This window comes from Gluconobacter cadivus (assembly GCF_015244745.1).
Taxonomy (GTDB): domain Bacteria; phylum Pseudomonadota; class Alphaproteobacteria; order Acetobacterales; family Acetobacteraceae; genus Gluconobacter; species Gluconobacter cadivus.
Window position 1 is genome coordinate 1 of sequence record NZ_JABCQI010000015.1, and the last position, 20,150, is coordinate 20,150.

General features: G+C 47.6%; 23 protein-coding genes. 7 read left to right on the forward strand and 16 right to left on the reverse strand.

All coding sequences use genetic code 11. The annotated features are described in order from the left end of the window. The 7 genes from HKD28_RS15195 to HKD28_RS15225 all read right to left on the reverse strand — a co-directional run. A partial coding sequence (locus tag HKD28_RS15195; RefSeq protein WP_194269053.1) for a putative phage tail protein occupies positions 1–557 on the reverse strand: 557 nt, incomplete at its 3' end. Between the two features lie 8 nt (positions 558–565). Continuing rightward, entirely contained in the window at positions 566–1,666 is a 1,101-nt protein-coding gene (locus tag HKD28_RS15200; protein ID WP_194269054.1) for a baseplate J/gp47 family protein, read from the reverse strand. A 160-nt stretch (positions 1,667–1,826) separates the two neighbouring features. Then, the gene (locus HKD28_RS15205; protein WP_194269055.1) at positions 1,827–2,198 is read right to left on the reverse strand and encodes a DUF6876 family protein; all 372 of its coding nucleotides are present in this window, start codon (positions 2,196–2,198) and stop codon (positions 1,827–1,829) included. Then, positions 2,195–2,347 carry a hypothetical protein gene (locus tag HKD28_RS15210; protein ID WP_194269056.1) on the reverse strand — a complete coding sequence of 51 codons (153 nt, stop codon included), beginning with the start codon at positions 2,345–2,347 and terminating at the stop codon, positions 2,195–2,197. Before HKD28_RS15210 ends, HKD28_RS15205 begins: the two co-directional genes overlap by 4 nt. Before the next feature lie 359 nt (positions 2,348–2,706). Beyond that, positions 2,707–2,994 (reverse strand): BrnT family toxin, encoded by a 288-nt coding sequence (locus HKD28_RS15215; RefSeq protein ID WP_194269057.1) that lies wholly within the window; start codon positions 2,992–2,994, stop codon positions 2,707–2,709. A gap of 115 nt (positions 2,995–3,109) precedes the next feature. Further along, positions 3,110–3,340: a hypothetical protein gene (locus HKD28_RS15220; RefSeq protein ID WP_194269058.1), complete on the reverse strand. Its 231-nt coding sequence runs from the start codon at positions 3,338–3,340 to the stop codon at positions 3,110–3,112. Positions 3,341–3,385: 45 nt separating this feature from the next. Further along, positions 3,386–3,880, reverse strand: coding sequence for a hypothetical protein (locus tag HKD28_RS15225; RefSeq protein WP_194269059.1), 495 nt, complete (start codon positions 3,878–3,880; stop codon positions 3,386–3,388). Positions 3,881–4,525: 645 nt separating this feature from the next. On the opposite strand from HKD28_RS15225, the gene HKD28_RS15230 reads away from it, so the two are divergent. Beyond that, positions 4,526–4,810 (forward strand): type II toxin-antitoxin system RelB/DinJ family antitoxin, encoded by a 285-nt coding sequence (locus tag HKD28_RS15230; protein WP_194269060.1) that lies wholly within the window; start codon positions 4,526–4,528, stop codon positions 4,808–4,810. Continuing rightward, on the forward strand, positions 4,764–5,057 hold the full coding sequence (locus tag HKD28_RS15235) for a type II toxin-antitoxin system RelE family toxin (RefSeq protein WP_194269061.1): 294 nt from the start codon (positions 4,764–4,766) through the stop codon (positions 5,055–5,057). Before HKD28_RS15230 ends, HKD28_RS15235 begins: the two co-directional genes overlap by 47 nt. A 120-nt stretch (positions 5,058–5,177) precedes the next feature. Here the strand turns inward: HKD28_RS15235 and HKD28_RS15980 are convergent, their stop codons facing one another. Genes HKD28_RS15980 through HKD28_RS15250 form a run of 3 tightly spaced genes read right to left on the reverse strand, consistent with a single transcriptional unit; the run spans position 5,178 to position 10,595 of the window. After that, positions 5,178–8,615 (reverse strand): collagen-like protein, encoded by a 3,438-nt coding sequence (locus HKD28_RS15980; protein WP_194269062.1) that lies wholly within the window; start codon positions 8,613–8,615, stop codon positions 5,178–5,180. 46 nt (positions 8,616–8,661) lie between these two features. Continuing rightward, the gene (locus HKD28_RS15245; protein ID WP_194269063.1) at positions 8,662–9,279 is read right to left on the reverse strand and encodes a phage baseplate assembly protein V; all 618 of its coding nucleotides are present in this window, start codon (positions 9,277–9,279) and stop codon (positions 8,662–8,664) included. After that, complete coding sequence (locus HKD28_RS15250; protein WP_194269064.1) at positions 9,276–10,595, reverse strand: phage baseplate assembly protein; 1,320 nt, start codon at positions 10,593–10,595, stop codon at positions 9,276–9,278. Before HKD28_RS15250 ends, HKD28_RS15245 begins: the two co-directional genes overlap by 4 nt. 50 nt (positions 10,596–10,645) lie before the next feature. Between HKD28_RS15250 and HKD28_RS15255 the strand changes: the two genes are divergently transcribed. Both HKD28_RS15255 and HKD28_RS15260 read left to right on the forward strand, forming a co-directional pair. After that, positions 10,646–12,856, forward strand: coding sequence for a hypothetical protein (locus tag HKD28_RS15255; protein WP_194269065.1), 2,211 nt, complete (start codon positions 10,646–10,648; stop codon positions 12,854–12,856). Between the two features lie 15 nt (positions 12,857–12,871). Next, positions 12,872–13,297, forward strand: a complete 426-nt coding sequence (locus HKD28_RS15260) for a hypothetical protein (RefSeq protein ID WP_194269066.1) — start codon at positions 12,872–12,874, stop codon at positions 13,295–13,297. A 66-nt stretch (positions 13,298–13,363) separates the two neighbouring features. Here the strand turns inward: HKD28_RS15260 and HKD28_RS15265 are convergent, their stop codons facing one another. The 3 genes from HKD28_RS15265 to HKD28_RS15275 are packed head-to-tail and all read right to left on the reverse strand — an operon-like array spanning position 13,364 to position 16,748. After that, the gene (locus tag HKD28_RS15265; RefSeq protein ID WP_194269067.1) at positions 13,364–14,821 is read right to left on the reverse strand and encodes a phage major capsid protein; all 1,458 of its coding nucleotides are present in this window, start codon (positions 14,819–14,821) and stop codon (positions 13,364–13,366) included. A 21-nt stretch (positions 14,822–14,842) separates the two neighbouring features. Then, positions 14,843–15,472: an HK97 family phage prohead protease gene (locus HKD28_RS15270; protein ID WP_194269068.1), complete on the reverse strand. Its 630-nt coding sequence runs from the start codon at positions 15,470–15,472 to the stop codon at positions 14,843–14,845. Next, positions 15,447–16,748, reverse strand: a complete 1,302-nt coding sequence (locus HKD28_RS15275) for a phage portal protein (RefSeq protein ID WP_194269069.1) — start codon at positions 16,746–16,748, stop codon at positions 15,447–15,449. The genes HKD28_RS15270 and HKD28_RS15275 overlap by 26 nt, the downstream gene beginning before the upstream one ends. Before the next feature lie 488 nt (positions 16,749–17,236). Here HKD28_RS15275 and HKD28_RS15280 point away from each other — a divergent pair, with 488 nt between their 5' ends. From HKD28_RS15280 to HKD28_RS15290, 3 genes are read left to right on the forward strand one after another with little or no spacing between them, the layout of a single operon-like run. Continuing rightward, positions 17,237–17,617: a P27 family phage terminase small subunit gene (locus HKD28_RS15280; RefSeq protein WP_194269070.1), complete on the forward strand. Its 381-nt coding sequence runs from the start codon at positions 17,237–17,239 to the stop codon at positions 17,615–17,617. Beyond that, positions 17,614–18,069, forward strand: a complete 456-nt coding sequence (locus HKD28_RS16085) for a lysozyme (RefSeq protein WP_194269071.1) — start codon at positions 17,614–17,616, stop codon at positions 18,067–18,069. Before HKD28_RS15280 ends, HKD28_RS16085 begins: the two co-directional genes overlap by 4 nt. Beyond that, positions 18,062–18,487 carry a hypothetical protein gene (locus HKD28_RS15290; RefSeq protein WP_194269072.1) on the forward strand — a complete coding sequence of 142 codons (426 nt, stop codon included), beginning with the start codon at positions 18,062–18,064 and terminating at the stop codon, positions 18,485–18,487. The genes HKD28_RS16085 and HKD28_RS15290 overlap by 8 nt, the downstream gene beginning before the upstream one ends. 51 nt (positions 18,488–18,538) lie before the next feature. Here HKD28_RS15290 and HKD28_RS15295 read toward each other — a convergent pair whose 3' ends face one another. The 3 genes from HKD28_RS15295 to HKD28_RS15305 form a co-directional block, all read right to left on the reverse strand. After that, positions 18,539–18,997: a hypothetical protein gene (locus tag HKD28_RS15295; protein ID WP_194269073.1), complete on the reverse strand. Its 459-nt coding sequence runs from the start codon at positions 18,995–18,997 to the stop codon at positions 18,539–18,541. Then, complete coding sequence (locus HKD28_RS15300) at positions 18,994–19,323, reverse strand: hypothetical protein (RefSeq protein ID WP_194269074.1); 330 nt, start codon at positions 19,321–19,323, stop codon at positions 18,994–18,996. The genes HKD28_RS15295 and HKD28_RS15300 overlap by 4 nt, the downstream gene beginning before the upstream one ends. Before the next feature lie 33 nt (positions 19,324–19,356). Continuing rightward, positions 19,357–20,150 (reverse strand): hypothetical protein (locus tag HKD28_RS15305; protein ID WP_207729028.1); only part of this gene is annotated, 794 nt, incomplete at its 5' end.

Sequence of the window (20,150 nt, forward strand, 5' to 3'; positions counted from 1 at the left end):
ACCCTAGAGCCGTTTGAAAATAGATACCAAGACATATAGGGCATTACAGGTTCAAGTTCGCATAGTAGGAATGATGGGTCTTTGTTATCGGTGATATTCAACGTCAATGCGGACTCGGATACTCTATCACTCGATTGGCATCCCTGCTTTCCTGCGCGTGATGCTCCGCAGACAGCCCCGCCCCACTCTTTGATATCAACATTGTATCCCAAGTTAGTGCAGTATTCTTTTAGGAACCTGATGGTTGCTTCACCTGTCCATGTTAGACGCGCAACAACCTGAGCCCTCTTGTCGCCATCGCTGCTCTGTTGCGTTGTGCATTTATCCGGCAAACCAAATACCGCCTGCCATTCGTCTAGGAAATCCGTAGCAGTTGCGGGGAAGGCTGCGGGTATCAGTCCAAGTGCCTTCGCATCCATCTTGCAAGGTTCGCTTACGAGTGCCTTTATTAATTGGTATAGGTTCGTGTCTGTGTCTCGCGGGAAAGAAGATCCCGGAGGCATACAATCCAGAGCGGCCTTTGCGTATTCGTCTTGTGTTCTTGCTCTAAAATCCATGTTTCACCTTATGAGAATGTGATGTCGCCATCTATTTCGGGAAGCTGACCTATTGAGGTCACGAGGTCGGAACTTGGCTGAACGAGTGTGAAAGCTGTGGTGCCTGCTGTACTGGCAATCGCACCTTCGAGACTTGCCATCGTGATCGTCACGCCATTGGGATCGCCCTGGGTGTGAAGGACATTTACGATTGCGTCCCTGATGTTTGAGCGCATTGTTGCGGTCGTTTGTGTCAGGCCGGATATTTCCACTGCTATCGGGGTCTTGATCGGACTACAGAGGATTTGAATCTCGGTGTACGGCTTTAAGGGGAATAGGGCATTGGCAACGGTCAACTGATCGCCTGTTGCGTTCTCGTACCTGTTCTCTTGAATAGCCGTGCCGTCAGTGCCTTGCGGATAACCCTGTGTTGCATTGGTTCTATCAAGCATGAACCAGATGACAGTTTCAGTTCCGGCCTTTGGTGTGGCTGGCATCCAAGCTGCTGTCACTCCGGGTACTGCTAGGACTTCCTTGAGGTGGTCGGCTTTCGTCGCGCCTGTGAGCTGGGCCTGATATGCCTGCAACATTCGAATACGAAGGGCGTCATCGCCTTCTAAGTCCGTTCCTTGTGTGATTCCGTTTGCAAGTTCCATCTGTGAATCGACACCAGCAATCGGAGCCTGCAAGGTCAGGATTGTATTTGCCTGCTGATTGCCTGCTGAACCCGGCGTGGTTGCTGTAATGGCGACGTTTCCACCCACCAGCGCATCATGTGCAGTTGTGAAAGTTTGACCGTCACTGGCTATTAGAACTGTCCCTGATGGAATGGACGTACCGGCGGTACCTGTGAACACCACCGTTCCTGATGCCGCATTGGCAGACTTGCGATAGACACTCTTGAGACTGGCCCAGTTATCTAGATCAGACCCTGTTGCATTCAGGGGATTGAACTGGATCGAAATGTTATCAAAAAATAGGTCTTGCGCGTTGCTTATCGCGGCAATGATTTCAGCAAAGAGTCTAGAAGGGCTATTAGCTAGGGGTACCTGTCCATTAAGGAGCCCGTATTGAATCTGGTTTAATATATTTTGTCGTTTGGTCTCGTAGGACTCGCGAATATAAGGCATTGGAAACTCCAGTTATGGTTGTTTCCAATATTTATTTTACTGTCGGAATGACTTATCGGGTACGGAAAAGCCCCTCAGACAATGCTGTAGGGGCTTTATTGTTCTGCGCTGTAGCTTGTACAGAGGCCAGCTAGACCGGCCTCTACGGGGCTCTCAGGGGCTAGTATTCTGTGTTGAGCATAAGCACGACGTTCTCCCCATCATCGACCCGATAGAGTTTGATCTCCTTCACGGGCATATCAGTGTAGAGAATCTTCTGGCTTGTAAGTGCGACGGGCTCTCCGCCGTCTTTGCCTCCCTCCGTGCATGTCGCTGTCGCGCTGTTGTCATCGTGTTTGCGGATCGTCCAAAACTGCATTTCTTCCGCTTTGACCTTCGGGTTCAGTTGGTGGCTACCGATCAAGTCGATGATCCACGCGCAACCATTCTCCGCGATGAACTTGGCTCCATCGGTCAGGAGAACCCCAGTCGGCAACCGCCACCATGTGCAAGTGCCCGTGAAGTTGTTCAGGTCAGATTGTGTGAAGCTCATGCTATGCCCTCTTCAATGACGATTAGCTCTTGAAGGTCGGACAGTTCGCGCTTGCGTTCCTCGTACTCCCAAGGAGTAAGGAATAGTTCCTCGCTATGAACAATGGAGTCATCAACGGGGGAAAGTGTTTCGAGGACTGCAAACAACATAAACTGTCTCCTTCCCCTATTTTATATTTTCGTTTGGAAAGGAAGTCGCTCGAAGAAAGGCGCTTTTATAGTCATTGATTGGTTGACTATGGATTAAAACGAAGTGTCGTTTTTGGTTATATCTAGCTTGTTCATTGGTTCTGGTCTTACTCATTTAGCATATATTCTGCGTTCCTTAGGGCAATCCCATTTAGTCACAAAAAAAGGCGCCGAAGCGCCTTTCTGTTCTTGCTCTTTGGGTTTAGCGGGCTCGGTAAAACTTGCCCTTGACGGCGTGCCTGCCATCGAACTCGCAAGGCCCATCGGGCGGCTCCTGCGTAGCTGCGCGACGGACCAGTTCCTTCTGGTCCTCGGGCAAGTTAGAATCTTTCAGCATATCTTCGAGATTCTGCTTTGGTAGCGTATCGAACAGAGATAATCCGTCCTTGTTCTTCCCCGTCATACATCACCTCTATGTCAGTGTGGACTACGAAATAAACTGCGCCGAAGCGTCCGATTGTTTGCCAGCGATCATCGTCTTCGTGCGGATCGGGTTCTGTGAGGGCATTGGGGTCATTTTGCAGCACCTCTGCTCCTACTGCAAGAGAAATCCCATTATGCTTTGCTCTGTTCTTGGCGTCTTTTATCTTTGACCAAACCCATTGCATACTTTGTAAGTCCTTCTATCTGCTTACAAAGTTAATATGCTGTCGTTCTTATTCTGTTCCTACGTCAAAGACTTGGTTTTATTGCCTTATTTGTCTTGCTCTTGAAGTGGGAAGGCTATGCGCCTTCCTCGACCTCAAACACCACTACGTCATCTTCGATCCGGTGTTCGACTTCGCCGCTGAGTAACTTGTGCGCTGCATCCTCGGGGATACCGTAAGCCTTGGTGATGACCCGGCGCATCCCCGCGCGGTCATCTTCGAACGCGTATCCGTTCTTCGCCCAGGCGATTATCCCCGGCGTGTAGGCTGCTTCACTTGATCCGAGCCTGTATGTCTTCTTTGCCATGTCCCACCTCACAAAAAAGGGGAGCCTGCGCTCCCCGGTAGTTCCTTAGTGACCGCGACCAGTGCGGGCCTGTGCGCCTGTGCGAGGTGTTTCCGGCTTTGCAGGCGCTTCTTCCTCTTTGCGCTTGCGTTCACTTGTTGCCAGCAGGGGCTTATCGAGTTCCCCGGCCTTCGCTGCCACGATCAGCAGTTCGAGAACCGCCTTTACGTCATCTAGCTTGGGACCGGTTTTGATCACGCTGCCTGCGTCGGAAAGCTGGATCTTCTTCGAACCGTAACGTGGCTCAACGCTGTAGCCCTTCGGACCCTTCGTCCACCACGTCGCAAACCGAACGGCCTTCTCAAACTTGTTTGTTTCGCCTGTTGCTTCATCTTTCTCACGGCGCTCCCGCATCAGCTTGAAGGGCTTGCCTTCGACCTCTGCCTGTAGTGCCTGCAACTGCACTTCAACGCCTTCAACGAACCGCTTGCGGACGTGAGGCGCACGGTCATGTTCTGCTTCAACTTCGGAAACAAATGTCAGTTTGCTAAGTGCGGTCATTGTAAGTGCTCTCTGCTTTGTAGCTTTGCGTTATTGCTTGCCTACAAAACAAAGTTAGCTTCGTGGGATATACCTTCCTATGTCAAAGATAGCCTTTTCTTATCCAAAGATCGGTTGACGCAGAAAAGAAATGACAAACCAACGCAAAAGGCAAGTCTGGTGTTGTCCTGATATTGTGTGAATGTATTGTGCTACTTGAGGGGAACCAGAGGTCTTGGACTTGCCACACCATAGGGCTCTGCTGAATACAGAGACCCCCTGAGAGCGTCGTACAGGCCGGTCTAGGTGTTCTCTGCTATAAGTTATGCCGGAATACGAAAGTCCTCTGTACGGCGTTCTATGAGCTGTTGCGAAATACCTCAGAATATTAATTCGTATATTGGTACTTTATAATATATACGAAATAAGTAAGGCAATACACCAATATATGTTAGTAAAGCAAAAAAGTTACGATTCAACTTGCTACGTTACTCTAGTGTATTTCGTAACATTTTTTAGGGCTATTTCTTGAGTAAAACCGGAGTTTGCTGGTCAGCTCGCCCCCTCCCCTGATTTGTCCACGCCAAATGAGCAGATGGGGCTTGTCCTAGCGCGCTATCCGTTTTACATATGTTTTACGGACCGAACACGAACAGGACAAGACGCATGGCAACGACGCATTTTGGAGTGAGATTAGACGCTGATTTTAAGGAAGAAGCCTTTGCGAAGGTCAAGGAGTTGGGAACAACACCAACAGACCTCTTCAAAGACGTACTTTCTTATGTCCTCAAGAACAATCGACTTCCGGTATCAACTGAAGTTCTATCTGACGAAGACGCCCAACTGATAAAGCTGGCGCGTGAAAGACTCGCAGAGCCGAACAAGTTCAAGAAAGTAAACTTGCATGACTTACTCGACTCTATTTCACGAGAAGGCACAAGAGGAGTTTGACAAACAGGAAAAGGTTATAAAGGAACAGATACTAAAGAAGCTGATTGCACTAACGAGCAATCCCCGCATTCCAAAGAACAAACTTAAAGGAATGCCGGACTGCTACAAGATAAAGTTAGCTTCTGCTGGTATCAGGTGTGTTTACAAAGTTGAAGACAGTAAACTGCTGTTATTGGTTCTAGTGATCGACAAGAGAGAAGACAATAAGGTCTATGAATCAGCGCAAACAAGGCTAGAGGGGGATTAATCCCCCTCTTTTTATGACAGGACGCCCTCAGAAGCCCGTACAGTGCGGTCTAGGTCTTTTTACTACACATTGTAGCCCAGACACTAAACGGGCCTTTATGACGCTCTATGATTGGGCTTGTTAAGCGACTACCCCTGTCGATGGATTACCACCAATCGGAGTGAACTTCACTGTCAACAAAGTCTTCTGTTTCTGAGCAGGGATCGACCCTAGAGATATGATAACAGTGTTGTTTGATGATCCTGCTGACGCAATATATTTCCCTGCGAAACTGGCGGGTACATACGGCCCCCAAGCTGAGTAGCTAGTCGCGCCGTACGTCAAAGAAGAAACAGTGGTGGAATGCACATCTGAACCGAAGGAAACCGAGCAAGCTGGTGGTGACTGATAGGTATCAGATTGTGTCCCGTAACTTGCGAAATAAACCTCGATTTCATATGACGTGTATGCAGCAAGCATAAAGCTGGAGGTTGATATAGTTATGCTATCTAATCCCGGACCTACTTGGGTACATAGCTGAGAAGCATAACCATACGCCGGTGTTTCAGGCTTTTTAATCGTATTGTACTCATACAGCGCATAGGCTTGACCCGGATAGCTTGTAGAGCTTCCACCAGAGCCAGTTCCATATCCTTGTGATTGAACCCATGCAGTTGTGGCAACATTCGTGCTGTTATCTGCCTTATCAAGTGCCCTCGTACTCACAAGGCCATTAGCTTGAACTTGTCCATTGAATACCGCTGACCCATTAGCGTCGAAACTCACAATAGGTGAATGATCACTTATCTTCTGCGATGTGGGTATGTCATAGAACTTGAAGCCACCGGCAACACCGGGATTGATATTGACCATATAGGTCGCGCCATCACCTGAGTTTACATTCCAGCCCGTATAAACACCTTGTCCGCCGACTGTAGTGGTGGATTGATTATAATCTGCCGCCGCAAGAAGGATATGATCGGCGTGAACAGCCCCACTGGCTTTGACATAGCCTGTAGAATCCACACTAAACACCGACGAAGAACCCGTACCGTTGTACTGCATTTCACCGGGATTAACGGATAATATATTGGTTGTTCCTGACGACTGCACGTATTTCAGCGCCATCGTAGGCCCTGACTGCTGGAAGGAAGGGGTTGATATATTAGTAGGGCCAAAACTCCATGCCGACCCGTTGCTATCTGTTCCAGAAACTCCGTAGTTATAAACTGACCAGTTTGTTCCTGTCACACAAGTAGGTTGCAGTTGTGCTTGTCCGCCTGTGCTTTGTAGAGACAATATACTAGGAACGAGGGTTATACTGCTCTTTCCATCTGCTGGTTCATATTGCAGCCCTCCATCAAAAAGGGTGGACCCTCCTGCTGTGAAAGCCGAAGCCGTTATCCCGCTACCGAATGTCGTAGTATTATCGGTGCCGATGCTAACCGCCGGAGTTGCATTCCATGTCGAACCGGAGCCATTGAATATCTGCAATGGCTGGTTAGCTGACGAGTTAGCGGCAGAACTCATTTTCCAATAGAGGTTGTTCGATTGTGTTTGGACCCAACGGAATCCACCTTCTTGTCCACCAGAATCAGCACCCCACCATGTCGAGGCCATGCTACTTGTGTTGTCTGCATTCTTCTGAATGGTCAGGCTGTTATCGGCTCCTGTGAAGTCAGTTAGGCGAAGACCTACGCTATGGCCTTTCGGAGAATTGATGTTCAGCATGTTCTTGCCGTTAAGTGACGCCATACCGAGATTTACGATATCTCCATAGCCATCGCTGATAGTAAGAAGATCGGAAATGATGTTTGCCTTGCTCGGTGTCAGTACCGGAAGGTTTGTTGAGTCGATGTTTTTAGGAACATAACCGGCAGCAACGCTCGCGGATGCGGCAGCAAAATCACTAGATATGCCACTCAATGTATCGGACAGGGTATCGGTCTGGGACTTGCCTGCGCTATCCGTATAAGTTGCTGTGGCATTTGAAACGTCACCGGAATATGTCGCACCCGCAACGCCTGCCGGACCCTGTGGTCCTTGTGGCCCTTGCTCTCCTGCTGGTCCCGTATCGCCAATCGGTCCTACTGACCCGGTATCGCCTTTCGGTCCTTGTGGCCCGACTAAACTAGCAAGCCATGCCTGTTCGGTACCTGAAAAGCCCTCATCTACTGCGCTCTGATAAGCGGTCTTTCCGCTATCACCTTTCGGACCTGCTGGTCCTGTTGCGCCTGCTGGTCCTACTGATCCAGTGTCGCCTTTCGGTCCTTGTGGGCCGGTATCGCCTTTATCGCCTTTGGCTCCGTCTTTGCCGTCAACGCCTGCTGGTCCTGTGGACCCTGCCGGTCCAGCAACGCCCTGATCACCTTTGACGCCTTGGATACCCTGCGGGCCGGTATTGCCCTGTGGACCAACTTCACCTTGTGGGCCTTGCGGCCCGATTGGTCCCTGTGGCGCATAAACCTCTGACCAGTTCGCCAGGTCGTTTGCAGGCGTTACAGTGGAATCAAATGATGTTTGTGTCGTTGCGACATAGAGCGATCTGCCGCCGTCGCCGTTTGAGGTCTGGGCGAAAACATAATCGTCTCTGTTGTAAGTTGCGCCGGATACCCAGTCGCCGCGATTAGTAAGGCCCTGACCTGCTGCACCCTGCGCGCCTGTTGGTCCTTCTGGTCCTGTGGGTCCAACTGGTCCGGTTAGGCCGATATCGCCTTTCGGTCCTTGTGGGCCTGTTGCTCCGGTCTCGCCTTGTGGCCCGACTTCTCCTTGTGGTCCTGTTGCACCCGTGAGGCCGGTATCGCCCTTGTCGCCTTTGGCTCCCTGTACGCCTTGCGGTCCGGTATCGCCTTTATCTCCTTGTGGGCCGGTATCGCCCTTCGGACCTATCGGTCCTACTGATCCAGTATCGCCCTTGTCGCCTTTCGGTCCTTGTGGTCCGACTAAGCTGTTAAGCCAGTCCGTCTGTGATCCCTTGAAGCCATCCGACAACGCAACTTCATAAGCGTCGATGCCTGCCGCACCAGTTAAGCCCTGTGGTCCCTGAACACCTTGCGGCCCTTGCGGCCCAACTTCGCCTTGTGTCCCCTGCGCTCCCGTTGGTCCTGTGAAACCACGAACACCTTGAGGGCCGACTGGACCGGCTATGCCCTGTGGTCCGATTGGTCCTTGTATGCCTTCTGGTCCTACTGGGCCGACTGGACCCTGTGGACCTAATGCAAGAGGTGGATTGCTCGATATGATCCCGGTTGGAAGGATCTGTATGTTGAGATTGACGGTGAAGATATTTCCATCTGAATCCGTAATCTTTGCAGGCAAAAGATAAGCGGAGTTCAGCAATCCCCCAGACACTTCGAACTGGAAGACACTCCCGGAAAGTGAGGCTTGACCTACTGTCACCTCGTTACTGGACCCGGAAACTGCTACAGCGGTGATCGTCGATCCCGGTGCAATGATATTCTTGCATTCAATGGAATAAGTGACGCTATCACTGGGCTCTTTTGATCTTAGTGTGATAGCAACAGGATCAATGCCGAGTAATCTCGGTAATACTGTAGTTCTTGCGTTGTTTATAATCATGGAAATACCTCAAAGTGATTAGGACTTTGAGGTATTTATTTAGGTATTATTGCGGAGGGCTTGTTGTTGATCCCTTACCGTTCTCTGTATGAACGTGAGACTTTAAAGACTTACCGCTTGCTGTCACATCACTATCGCAAGTGATATTTCCTTTGACGTGTAGATTACCGTCAATTTCAACATCCTTATCAATGGTCGCATTGCCAGTGATATGAATTAGTCCGTCTGTGATTGTTATCTGGTTCTTTCCATCGACATTTATTGTCGTGGTTTTCATTGAGTTTATGTTGATGGTCTGGTCCTGACGAAGCTCAATCGCCTGTCCTTGATAATCGAACAATATGACTTCACCGGGCTTCGCATTTCTCGGGGTATATCTCTCGTCATGCGTTGCGGTTATCATGTTGTTGGTATCAGAGCCCATAATGCTATGGACAATCGCATTAGCGCCAGCAAGTGGAGCCGATAGGAACCCGTACTGCTGAACCAATCGGATATCGTCTCTGATAGTCGTATTACCGAACATGGAAATCTGGTTCACATGGCTCTTGTAATCCTCTTTCCATGATGTGTGCTTTAAGAACTTTGCCGGTTTTACGAACTGGATGCTCTGACCTATCAGGGTGTTAATCTGCTCCCTTGCGAAGTGATCTTGATGGCTCATTTTGAACCTCCATTCACCGGCTTTGCGTTCGGCGGCGGAGTGTCATCGACCTGGAGGTTTCCTGCCTTGGTCTGGTTTGCGTTCGGCACAACACCTGATTGGGTCGATGGGCTGCCGACACCAGCAACCGGAGCAGTTATGGCAACCGGAATAACGCCAAGAGATTCCTGCCTTACCAGTGTCAGTTGAGTTTCGTGTTCGTCACGGCTCATAGACATTGTTATGTCTGCAATCACATAGGCGTCTGAAATCTTGGGCTGTGAGGCAGTGCCGTAGTTGATTTTCAAGAGGCTGTTTATCTCCCATGGCTTATTGGTTGTGGGATTTTTTGTTCCAACTACGGAGAGGTTTATGACATCGCCTCGACCCCAGTTTCGCTTTGCAGTGACATTCACAAGGTTCTGCTGGAACCTCTGCCAGCCCGTAGCATCGGAGGTCGGATAACTGCTTTCAGAAACGAAAGTAAGAATCTTCCCATCGGGTATTTCAGATGGGGTTTGGTCTTTTGCCATAACATGAGGAACCGACTGATTGCTCACGCCTGCAATAGCATCATAGGGATTGATGATGGCCGTATAGGACTGGAAGCGTCCCAAGTTAGTGCGGTACCTATAAAACGACTTAATCAGCTTATCATTAATGCCAACGAGTGTGGTCTGGCCGCTCGCCGGGTTGTCGATAACAAGGCGTCCGAACCTATCATCATAAAGCAACTTCCCTTCATACTGGGCCAAGTTAGCGAGGAAGTCATAAGCCCGAGTTGTGAGATTAATAGAGGTCAGATTCACCAATGGCTGTGGAGTGCTGCCATCGGTCTTATCAATAACCTCAATGATCTTGTTGCCGTCCTGTGCAGTTAGAAGCCAATCGGCCACCTGTTTTATGTTAGCGAGCGTTCCGGGTGTCTGGCCTGCGTTTGGCTGTATGGTCGTTCCGTCTGTGATCTTCTGGCACTTTGATCGGCCCGAAACCTGTAGCAAGTGCTGACCGTGATGGAGGCCATTTGTTGTTGAGTCGATATATCCAGTGAAAATACGATAACCATCTAATGATATCTCCACCTCTGCTCCTACTGCTAAGAAGCCAGAGGCATCGACTGCCGGTCCCTTTGCTTTCGAGAATAGTGATGTCAGATCAGTGTTCTTTTCGCCGTCACTGAGCGCATAAGTCATGCTGAATGACATAGGCACGATATCAATGCTGTGACTTATTTCCCATGAAGTGAATCTGTTAAACTGCTTCTTATTAACGGTAACTACGAAGCCTTTACCTGCTTTGTTTCTGCTACCTATAACGGATACATTCGTTACATCCATCTATATCTCCAATAAATACCAAAGTAATTACAATATTTATTGGAGACTCCATGAAAAAAGTTGATTCGAATAATGGTGTATGGGTCGATGACGATCCATCTACCCTAACAAACGGTACCCCTGTTGAAGCCAGTGTGATGAACAACATTCAGGATGAGATTGCCAATGTCATTACTGATAATGGCGGCACACTAGACGGGAATAACCACAGTCAGTTGAGCCAGACACTTGCAAAGCATTATGCCAATTTGAACAGCCCTGCTTTCACAGGGTCGCCAACTGCTCCTGACGTGTCCTCGAATGGTAACGGTCAGCAGATCGTCAACCTTGAGTCCATGAAGGCATACGTCACAGCAGGTCAGCTCGGCTTCACGCCAGTTCAGCAGGGCGGCGGTGCGGGTATGAGCTCGAACCACGTTTATATCGGCTGGACGGGCTCGGAACTACTCGCGCAGGTCGATCAGACCCCAATGGGCGGCTTTGTATTCCAGCAAGAAGACGACAACACTTACGGTATTCGCAAAATAGGTTTCAATCATGTTGCTGGCACAACCTCTGCACAGGACAGCCAAGGGACATGGCACTATCTCGCTGAACAGAACTGGGTTCAGGGAAAATACCTACCCCTTACCGGTGGCGAGATATCCGGTTCATTGACGGTCGATCAATCTGCAAATATCGGCGGAATCTCGATCCAGAAAGATAGTTCAACCGGAGCACATGTAATCTCGAACGCAGGGGATCATTATTATCATTCAATCTCCTTGGATTACGACATTTACCGAACAGATGCGACAACGTGGAATCAGGGTACTGCCAACATAATGACGCTCACTGACTTCAGTGGTCATTTTATGTTCAGAGATAGTTCCGCTAGTGGGGATATGGCTTCAAGAGTTCTTTCTCTCGCCCCGGCTGGTTCTACCCTTTACTCCCCTCTAACGGTCACAAGTTCCATAACTGCAAATGACCTTTTGACAACCGGGTCTGCAACTTTCGGACAGGGGGTTGTTATCGGTAATGCTACTGGTGGAACGATGGGTATTGAAATCGGAGACACTACCTCAAAGGGAAATAACACTACATATATAGACCTTCACTCACTCGGCGTCGCTAATGACTATGATGTCAGATTGTCATCATACGGTGGTCAGAGTGGTTCCTCTGGTGCTGGTGCGTTCACTATTCAGGCTGCAAGCACGACAATCAACAACAGCTTGAAGGTTACAGGAAAGGCAACGGTCTCCAGCTTGGAGGTTGACGGCAGTATCCTATCTACAGGGATGCTTCAGCCTTATGGGGGTATCACCCTAAGCAACAGAAACAACACAGGTGCGGCAGCATTATTCTTGGAATCAGGAAATACTGCAAATATGGCATCGGCTGGTTGTGTGGTTTGGGTGCCTACTATGAGTAGTAGTGACAACTCGATAAATGCTGCTTCAACTGCTTTCGTTCAAAACAACTTCGTTACGCTCGGCAATTATAACTGGAATATAAACCAGCAGGTTAGAAATGACAGTACACCGACATTCCAAGGCGCTTTTCTAAAAACACTTGCGTTTAATAACGGTGGTAACTCGTCTGTATATCAGGATGCCAACACTGGAAATATCGTATTCCATACCAACAATGGATCTGATCACTATTCTACCGTGAATAGCGACGGCAGCATGAACCTAGCTGGCGGTCTAACAACTGGTGGTCAGGCCACCATCAACGGCGCTGCAATCGTGAATGGAGATGTCAGGGTAGGTCAGGGAAACTGGCTCTACACGAATACTATTGGTTCCTATAACGGAACAGTAGGCTTTAATTCAAACATAGGCGTTAATGGAAGTTTGAATATCGGGGGAGAGGCTTGGTACCAGACACACGGCAATGATGATAACGGAACACACATAGCCACAACAGCTTTCGCCCATAACGTAGCCAATCAAAAAGCCAGCGATGTTCAGGGTTGGGCTGGTGGTCAGTTTGTCAGCAACAGCACATACCAGAATGATTTTTATACTTCTGATGGAAGAGTCTTCAATTCGGCTTGGGGAGCAAGAATACAAGCCTTTCAAGTTAGAGCAGGTGAACGTGATTTCATAACATTTCCACAAACATTTGGAACAATTCAATCGGTTATGGTTCAGTGTATAGATGATGCGGACACAAACTGTCACCCTTTTTCATTACAAACAAATGGCTTCACAATTCACATTAACGGCGGAGGCACTTGGAATTTCAGTGTTATCGCATTCGGAACCAAATAATTTTAAGGAGTGAACATGACAAAAACAACAGCAGATTATCCAGCAAGATATTATGTGTCGTATGACACCACAGCAGCACAGCCAACTATCGTAACCGGCTGGTATGACACGCACGATATGACATTAGCCAACGTGCCAGACGCCAGTCAGATGATCGTGGTTACAGAAAAGCAGTGGAATGATCCAACATTCCATTGCGCTTTGAAAAAAGGCGTAAAGAACGGGAAGATCGTGGATTACACGGCTCCTGCGTATGTGCCGCCTCTTACCGATCAGGCACAATCTGCCCTGGCGGATGCGAGAACGTATGTGCAGAACAACTTCATATATCTCGGTGAGACGCCAACGCAGGACTGGATTGATTACCAGAAGGCGCTGATTGCGATTGTGAATGGGACTGACACGAAGTCTAAGGCACTACCCACGGAGCCTACAGCCTAATCAGAGACAAAAATGGGGGCCAGTTGGCCCCCATTTCCATGACGTTCGTTCCGCTATAGGAACGAATTAGTTAGACTTTTTGCCCTTAACAACCGAAGCGCCAGATGTCGAAGAGTTAGCGTCTTCAACCAACTGCCAAGCGCCATCAACATTGAAGTTAGTCCAACCAACAGTGTTGAGAACAACTACAGCCGCCTCGTGCTCTACGCCGAAATCGACCCAGTTAGCGAGCTTGTAAGCAATCATGTCCTGCGAGAACGCATTGATTGTGGTGCCTGCGTCTTCGAACGAACCCTGATCAGTTGAACGAAGCTGATAACGACCAGCATCAGCAATGATCAAGTGCTGCGGAGCCACAAACACGAGAGGGGAACCATTCTTAGCAGAACCGTCCTGTGCAGCAGAAGTGTCAACGTCTGATGGGATCTGTGCAGTCTCAGCAATAGTGAAACCATTCAACTTGCCGGAACGAATTTCGTCACGGAAAGGATACACACCGAAGGAGGTCTGTAGGTTTTCTAGCGAGTTGAAAACAGCAGGAGAACCGAAAACAACGCCGCGTGCGATATTCACGAACTTTGTCTGTAGGCTGGACTTAACCTTTGCAAGATCAGCAGCAACGCTAACAGAATCAGTACCAGAAGAAGTAATCTTCGTACCAGCAGAACCAACTAGGGAATAAGACGGAGCAAGCGCACCAGCAGTCGTTCCCATGATGAATGTACGGTCTTCTGCAAGAGCTACCTGATTAGCAAGGTCACTTGTGATGTGATCAACTGCGCCGGGAAGAGAGAAGTTATTGAACTCAAGTGTCGTGTATGTGAAGCCAGTTAGCTTCTTACCAACAAAGTTAATGGTATCGAAGTCAGCAGCACTAGGAACGTATGTCGCACCTTCACCAACCCATGAAGCACTAGAACCTAGTCTCTGTCTTGGATATGTGAGGTTGTTATTAGGCATGGAAACAATCTTCGCATACTTACGAACAACGCAATCCGCAGTCAAAAGATCAATGAACTCACGAACATCAGGACCAACAACAGGCTGTGCAGTTGTTAGGGCAGACTTCAAAAGACCACTTGCATAGTTCTTGGAAGTTGAAGCGGCTAGGATGTTGCGGGCTTCTGTTTCGCCGTGCATTTTAACAATGTCACGAGCAATAAACTTCTGAACGTAAAGGCCCTTTTCAGCCCCGGCAGGAGCCACTCCCTTATTGATGTAGAATGAATTCATAGTCTTTTCCTTATCTTCGTCGTCCTTCTCCATCTCGTCGGAAGCGCATTCCTTCTCTTCTTCCTTATCGGAGTCTTCTTCTTCGGCTTCTTTGACAGCTTTGATTGCCTTCATGGCCTTTACTGTCTCTAGACGTGCCTTTTTTGCCTCAAGGGACTTAACTGCTGCCATATCGGCATCAAAAGAAGCTGTAGCTTCTTCTTCGGATAGTTCCGTATTAGCTAAAGTCTTTTCCATAGAAGCAATGAGTTCAAGGCGCTTAACCTCTAGATCATTAATTTCTTTATCCATAATGTTTTCCTCATATCAGTTTCATGAACCAGATAATTTGTACAATTCAAGAGACATTGCTTTTCTCTTGCGCGTTACGACTTTATTTATGTTTGATATTAGTTCTTGCTCTAATACTTCAGAATCCATGACTAGAGCCTCTTCGTCTTCGACGATTAGTGCTTCTGGATTGGCGGGTACGTTTACAATGCTGAACTCAAATAGCTCTGACTTGGTGATCGTATATCCACCAAGATCATTTAGTTCTAAGTCAGTTGGGATAAACCCAATGGATACTGCATTGAGGAATCCGCCTTTAACTAGCTGGAATACCTGCTCTGCCATTGGGTTCATTGAAGCGGATGCAAACTCAACTGTTGCCTGCCATCCATTCTCAACGGGTCTGATATCAATACATTTCGCAATCGGGAGTATTGATTGATCATGGCCCCATAGGACCACCCGGTTTTTGAGATACTGTTTTATTGAAATGCCACTAGGAACAACAATATCCTGATCTCTATCAGGGGTTCCGGTGGTTATGATGAATGTCGCAGTACGGTCGTCATTAGCAGTGATAGAACTTATTACGTCTTTGGTAACGATAGTGTCCTGTCTTTGATCCTTGCTTAGTCCGGCATACTCCTTAACTGTTAGGGTTTTTATCGCCATTTTTGTTGTCTCCCATTAGCGGTAATCCTGTTGGGTCTCCGATTACTCCTGTGTTAAGTGGAACTCTAATTTCTTGGCCTTTTCCATTTGGTATTGGGGCCATACCCTCGCGTTCACGAACCTCGTCTGGACACATCCATCCGATCGTTAAAGCCTGCGAATAGTAATTTCCACGAACCTGCTCACTTGGTTCGGCCTGCTTTGTGAAATCAAACGATATTCTGTATAGTTTTCTCTCATTAGGCTTAAACAAGACTCTATTGAGATGTTGCTCTAATGGCTTAGTGTATTGCACTAAGGTATTAGAGATATATGACTGCTCTTGCTCGGCTACGTTTGCGGCTTTTTCAGAGTCATTTAACCCCAGTTTATAAGGCGGAACTCGGAAAATGCGCCCTATATCACTGGTAACTTGCCTTCTAGCTTCAACTAACTGCAAATCCGAAACATTACGGTTGATCTCAACATAATCCATTCCGGGAAGAACAGCCGTTTTGCCTGAATTGACGATACCCGCGATTGCCGTTTTGATCTTATCAGCGAGGGCCATTGTGGCATCAGCGCCCAAGGTAGGATCAGGCTTGAAATAGCCGGATATGTTTGCCCCGTTGGTGTATGCACGAGCCGCTGTTTCCTGCGTTGCAATCGCTAGACCAAACGCCTCGCGTGCAAGGGACAAAGCCGAATATCCATTTTTACCATTATCGAGTGACAAGCCGCGTAGCCTGACGATATCGGAATGATAAATTGTTCGGGTTTCACCAGTTTCGGACTTGATACTGGTTTGCTCCTTAATGAGCATTTTAGACGTGACATAATAGAACAATTCGCCGTCTTGAGGATCTTCGTAAACCCTCGCTGTGTAGGGATTAACTGGGATCAGCTTCTCTGGATTACCCATTCTGTCCCGAATGACGACAGCAAAAGCGTCTCCGTTCAGCATACAATCGAGGACCAGTTCTTCTAGGAACTCGAATATCGTATGACGGCCATTGGGATAGTTGAGCAGATCGGATAGTGGGTGATCGTGATCGACCTTCCATCCGCCTGCGGGATTGCGCTTCTCTATCTGGAGAGGAATCTTAGCAATATCGCTTGTGATTGTTCTGACGCAGGTAAAAACCGCTTCGTGTTCCATTGCGGTTTTTGGATTAACTGTTACGCCTGACGCGGTAGTCGTTGGGGCAATAAAGGGGAAGTTTACAATCGGTGTTTCTTGTATGACCGCGCCGGACTGGTTTCCTCCTAAGCCCATAGATTTCTGTAGGAAATTCATTTAGCCATCCTCAATAGTGTATAATTTATTCCTAGTAATGATGTCCCTATTGCTACGGACAATTCCCAAGACAGTCCTATGCCGTTAAGCACCAATGGGACTGATAGTGGTGAAACCAATACCAGCCCACCAGTTACAGGCAGCTTGTACTTGTTAATGGTATCCTTGATCTTTTGGATCATCGGTGTCTCCTTTAGTTAGTGTTAGAAGAGTGACGATAGGACCGAGGCAATCGGAGCAATATCAGTCATCAAGTGCGCTTTCGGATCGAGCAGGTCGATTACCGGAAAGATCACCAGAATAATGAATGCTATAGTTACCCCAGCTAAGGTCGAGATTGCTTTCGCTGTTGCTATAAAGTTGTCCATCCTTACCTCACAAATCTATCTCCTTTGCAGGGCAAGACGGTTGTTCTAGGAACCTCCATACTGTGACCGTAACCTTATTTAGTGCCGCTAAATACTTGGAACTAACTAAGGAGTTCCAGTATGGAGAAAACCAAATACATAGAGAAATATCCGCGTCTTAGTGATTTATGGGACGAGATGTTGCCGCTTATATCGGCATCCTATCCATTACAGCCGCAAGATTGCTTTGCTGTTGAACAGTTCATTGTTCTTTTGGATCGCTTCTATCAATCCAACGATGAAATCATGTCTCGCGGTGTCGTCATTGAAAGCACTGATGATAAATCCCGCTTAGACCTTCGTTCAAATCCAGCAACCAAAACAAACGCTGATACTGGCCGTCAGCTAATCGCCTATTTCAATCGCTTCGGTTTGTCGGAATGGGATCGTAAGAGATCACAGAAGACGTTCGGGGAAGCAGACGACAATTCAGATGATGATCTTTTCGAGGACATCAAGTGAGCGCGCTGGATCAGGCCGTTGATCTTATCACCTTGTACGAGGGATTTAGACCAACACCATACGCTGACGTAACGGGTACTCCTACTGTCGGCTATGGATCAACGATATGGAACGGCCACAGGGTAACGCTCACAAGCCCTCAGAGCGTCACAGAGGCGGAAGCACGACAGCAAGTAGCTAGTGCAGCGCAACACGTCTTAACGACGCTGCAAGGGGCTGTGAGGGCTCCGTTGACCGATAACCAGTGGGCCGCTCTAACGAGCTTTACCTACAATGTGGGTTTGACAGCCGCACTAGGCTCCACGCTTCTCCGTGAGGTCAACGCGGGTAACATCGCATCAGCAGCAGACCAGTTCCTGAGATGGAACTTGAGCAAGGGGCGAGTGATACCTGGCCTAACGAACCGGAGACAAAAAGAACGCTCCGTGTTTCTCGGTGGCGTCAATGTATGAGGTCGGACACTGGCAAAGCCCCTATACCGAAGATCAGATAAATGCTTCGTCGGGCTTCACATATCTGATTACCCATAAAGAGTCCGGCGTCATGTATGTGGGGAAAAAGTTCACCCAGTCGGTTCGACGAAAGGTCGTGAAGGGGAAGACACGGAAGCGCAAAGAGGTAAGCAAATCCAACTGGCTCACCTACACGAGTTCCAGCAAATATGTGAACGAGGAAATTGCCAAAAACGGCAAGGATGCTTTCGTGTTTGAGATACTGGCTATCCATAGCAGCAGGGCAGAAACCAACTACGCAGAGCTTGAAGAGCAGATAAAGCGCGATGTGTTGAGAGCAAAGGATTCAGAGGGCAATCACCTCTATGCCAATCTCAACATCGCCCTGAGATTTTACCGAGACCGTATTGCTAAATAGACGGTGGTATTATTTTCCCTCCTTTGTAAATGCCATGGGAAAAGGGGAACCTTAATTGGTTCCCCTTTCTCTTTCTGCTTTTTCCTGTAAAGCAAACAGATGGTCGATAAGTTCATCTAATGGGACATTATAGAGCGAGTATGGATCATTCCTCGCCTTATTGGGCCATTTCAAAGATTCAGTCATTTCCATAATCGAAAAGCGATAATCATCCCATCCCGTAGAGGGTCGGAATAACGTCATCGCCTTCTCTACCCATGCAATAGCGATCTTATTGGTGATGTAAGGGGAAAAGTCCCAGTCAGTAGGATACCGCAGGTTCTCGATACATCGTTGGGTTAGATCAATGATATTCAGTGATCCATCTTCAATCGCCTTTGCCTCACGCCATGAGGGGAAACGCATACGGTATTTCTCGTAAATGCGTCCCTCTATCTCCCACGGTATATCGGCTTGAATGTCTTTCTCCTTGAATAACTTTCGAACGCTGTCTCTGGCTTCTTGGCTCACTTGTATGCTTCAAGGCGCGTGGTGATCCATTCCAGCGCCATCTTGTTGATATAATAAGGGGCTGTTTCCCAATCCGCAGACTCTTTCAGGTTCGTAATGCACTTCCTAGTCAGACGGATTAGTGCGTCTTGTTGCTTTTCCTTATCGTCTGGAACCAGCACATCTTTGAACTCAACAGTTACCTCATTCCATAGAGGGTTTCGCATGACGTACTTGGTATAGTCACGACCATTAGCATTGAACTTCTCAAATGCCTCGACGTCCTTGTTAATAAAAAATTCCCTTATGGATTCCTTTATATCAAATAATGGTTGTTCTTTTGACATTGTTTACTCCTTTGGTTAATTGTCCAAAGGTATTTATTGCTCCGGCACATGCAGGTATGGCGCCAATAATGGTGTTATTTTCTCAACAAACTTAATTCGTAGTTCTTCACGACGAGCTTCTACCTCCTTAATTCTCATTTCTACCTTATCAGTGAATCTATCTGGAGGTGGGCTTCTGCCGGAAAGCGTCAATGCAATATAAACTTTTTTACTGATGACGTGATACAGATCAATGATTAGTGTGTTTGTTTCATTATTGAAATTCCTAACTGCTGTATATACGTCATCATTGAACAAAAACCGAACCTTTGTAAGTTCTGACTCTTTTTTAGTGTTATCATTAATATATGAGTTTATAAGGTCTAGTTTCTCATCTGATTTAGATCTTAGATATGATTCAAGAGTTATAGGTTTCCCATTGCTATCACGCATGTTTTGTTCGTACCCGGCCGGATCTAAATAGTAATAAGAATTTAAGCGAATATCTAAACAATATAAAAGATTATCTAGTATTAGCTGATAGCAAACATATCTCTTATCGAATAATTCCAGCTTTAGTTTTGTGCCAGCTATAGTTGCCTGCCTCGCACTTAGTTCTTTCTGTGATCGCGATATCTTCAACTGACCCCATGCAAAATACCCTGTGACAAATGCAATGATTACCGGGGTTAATATTTTTGCGAGTTCGGAAATATCGTGAAGGTCTTTCTTCTCGAACAAAATACACATGCCGACAAAAGCTGCCGTACATATAGAAATAATAATAACAACAATCTTCTCTGTTTGCTCTCTGGTAATCACAAAAGGTTTCTCCGTAACATCAGTTC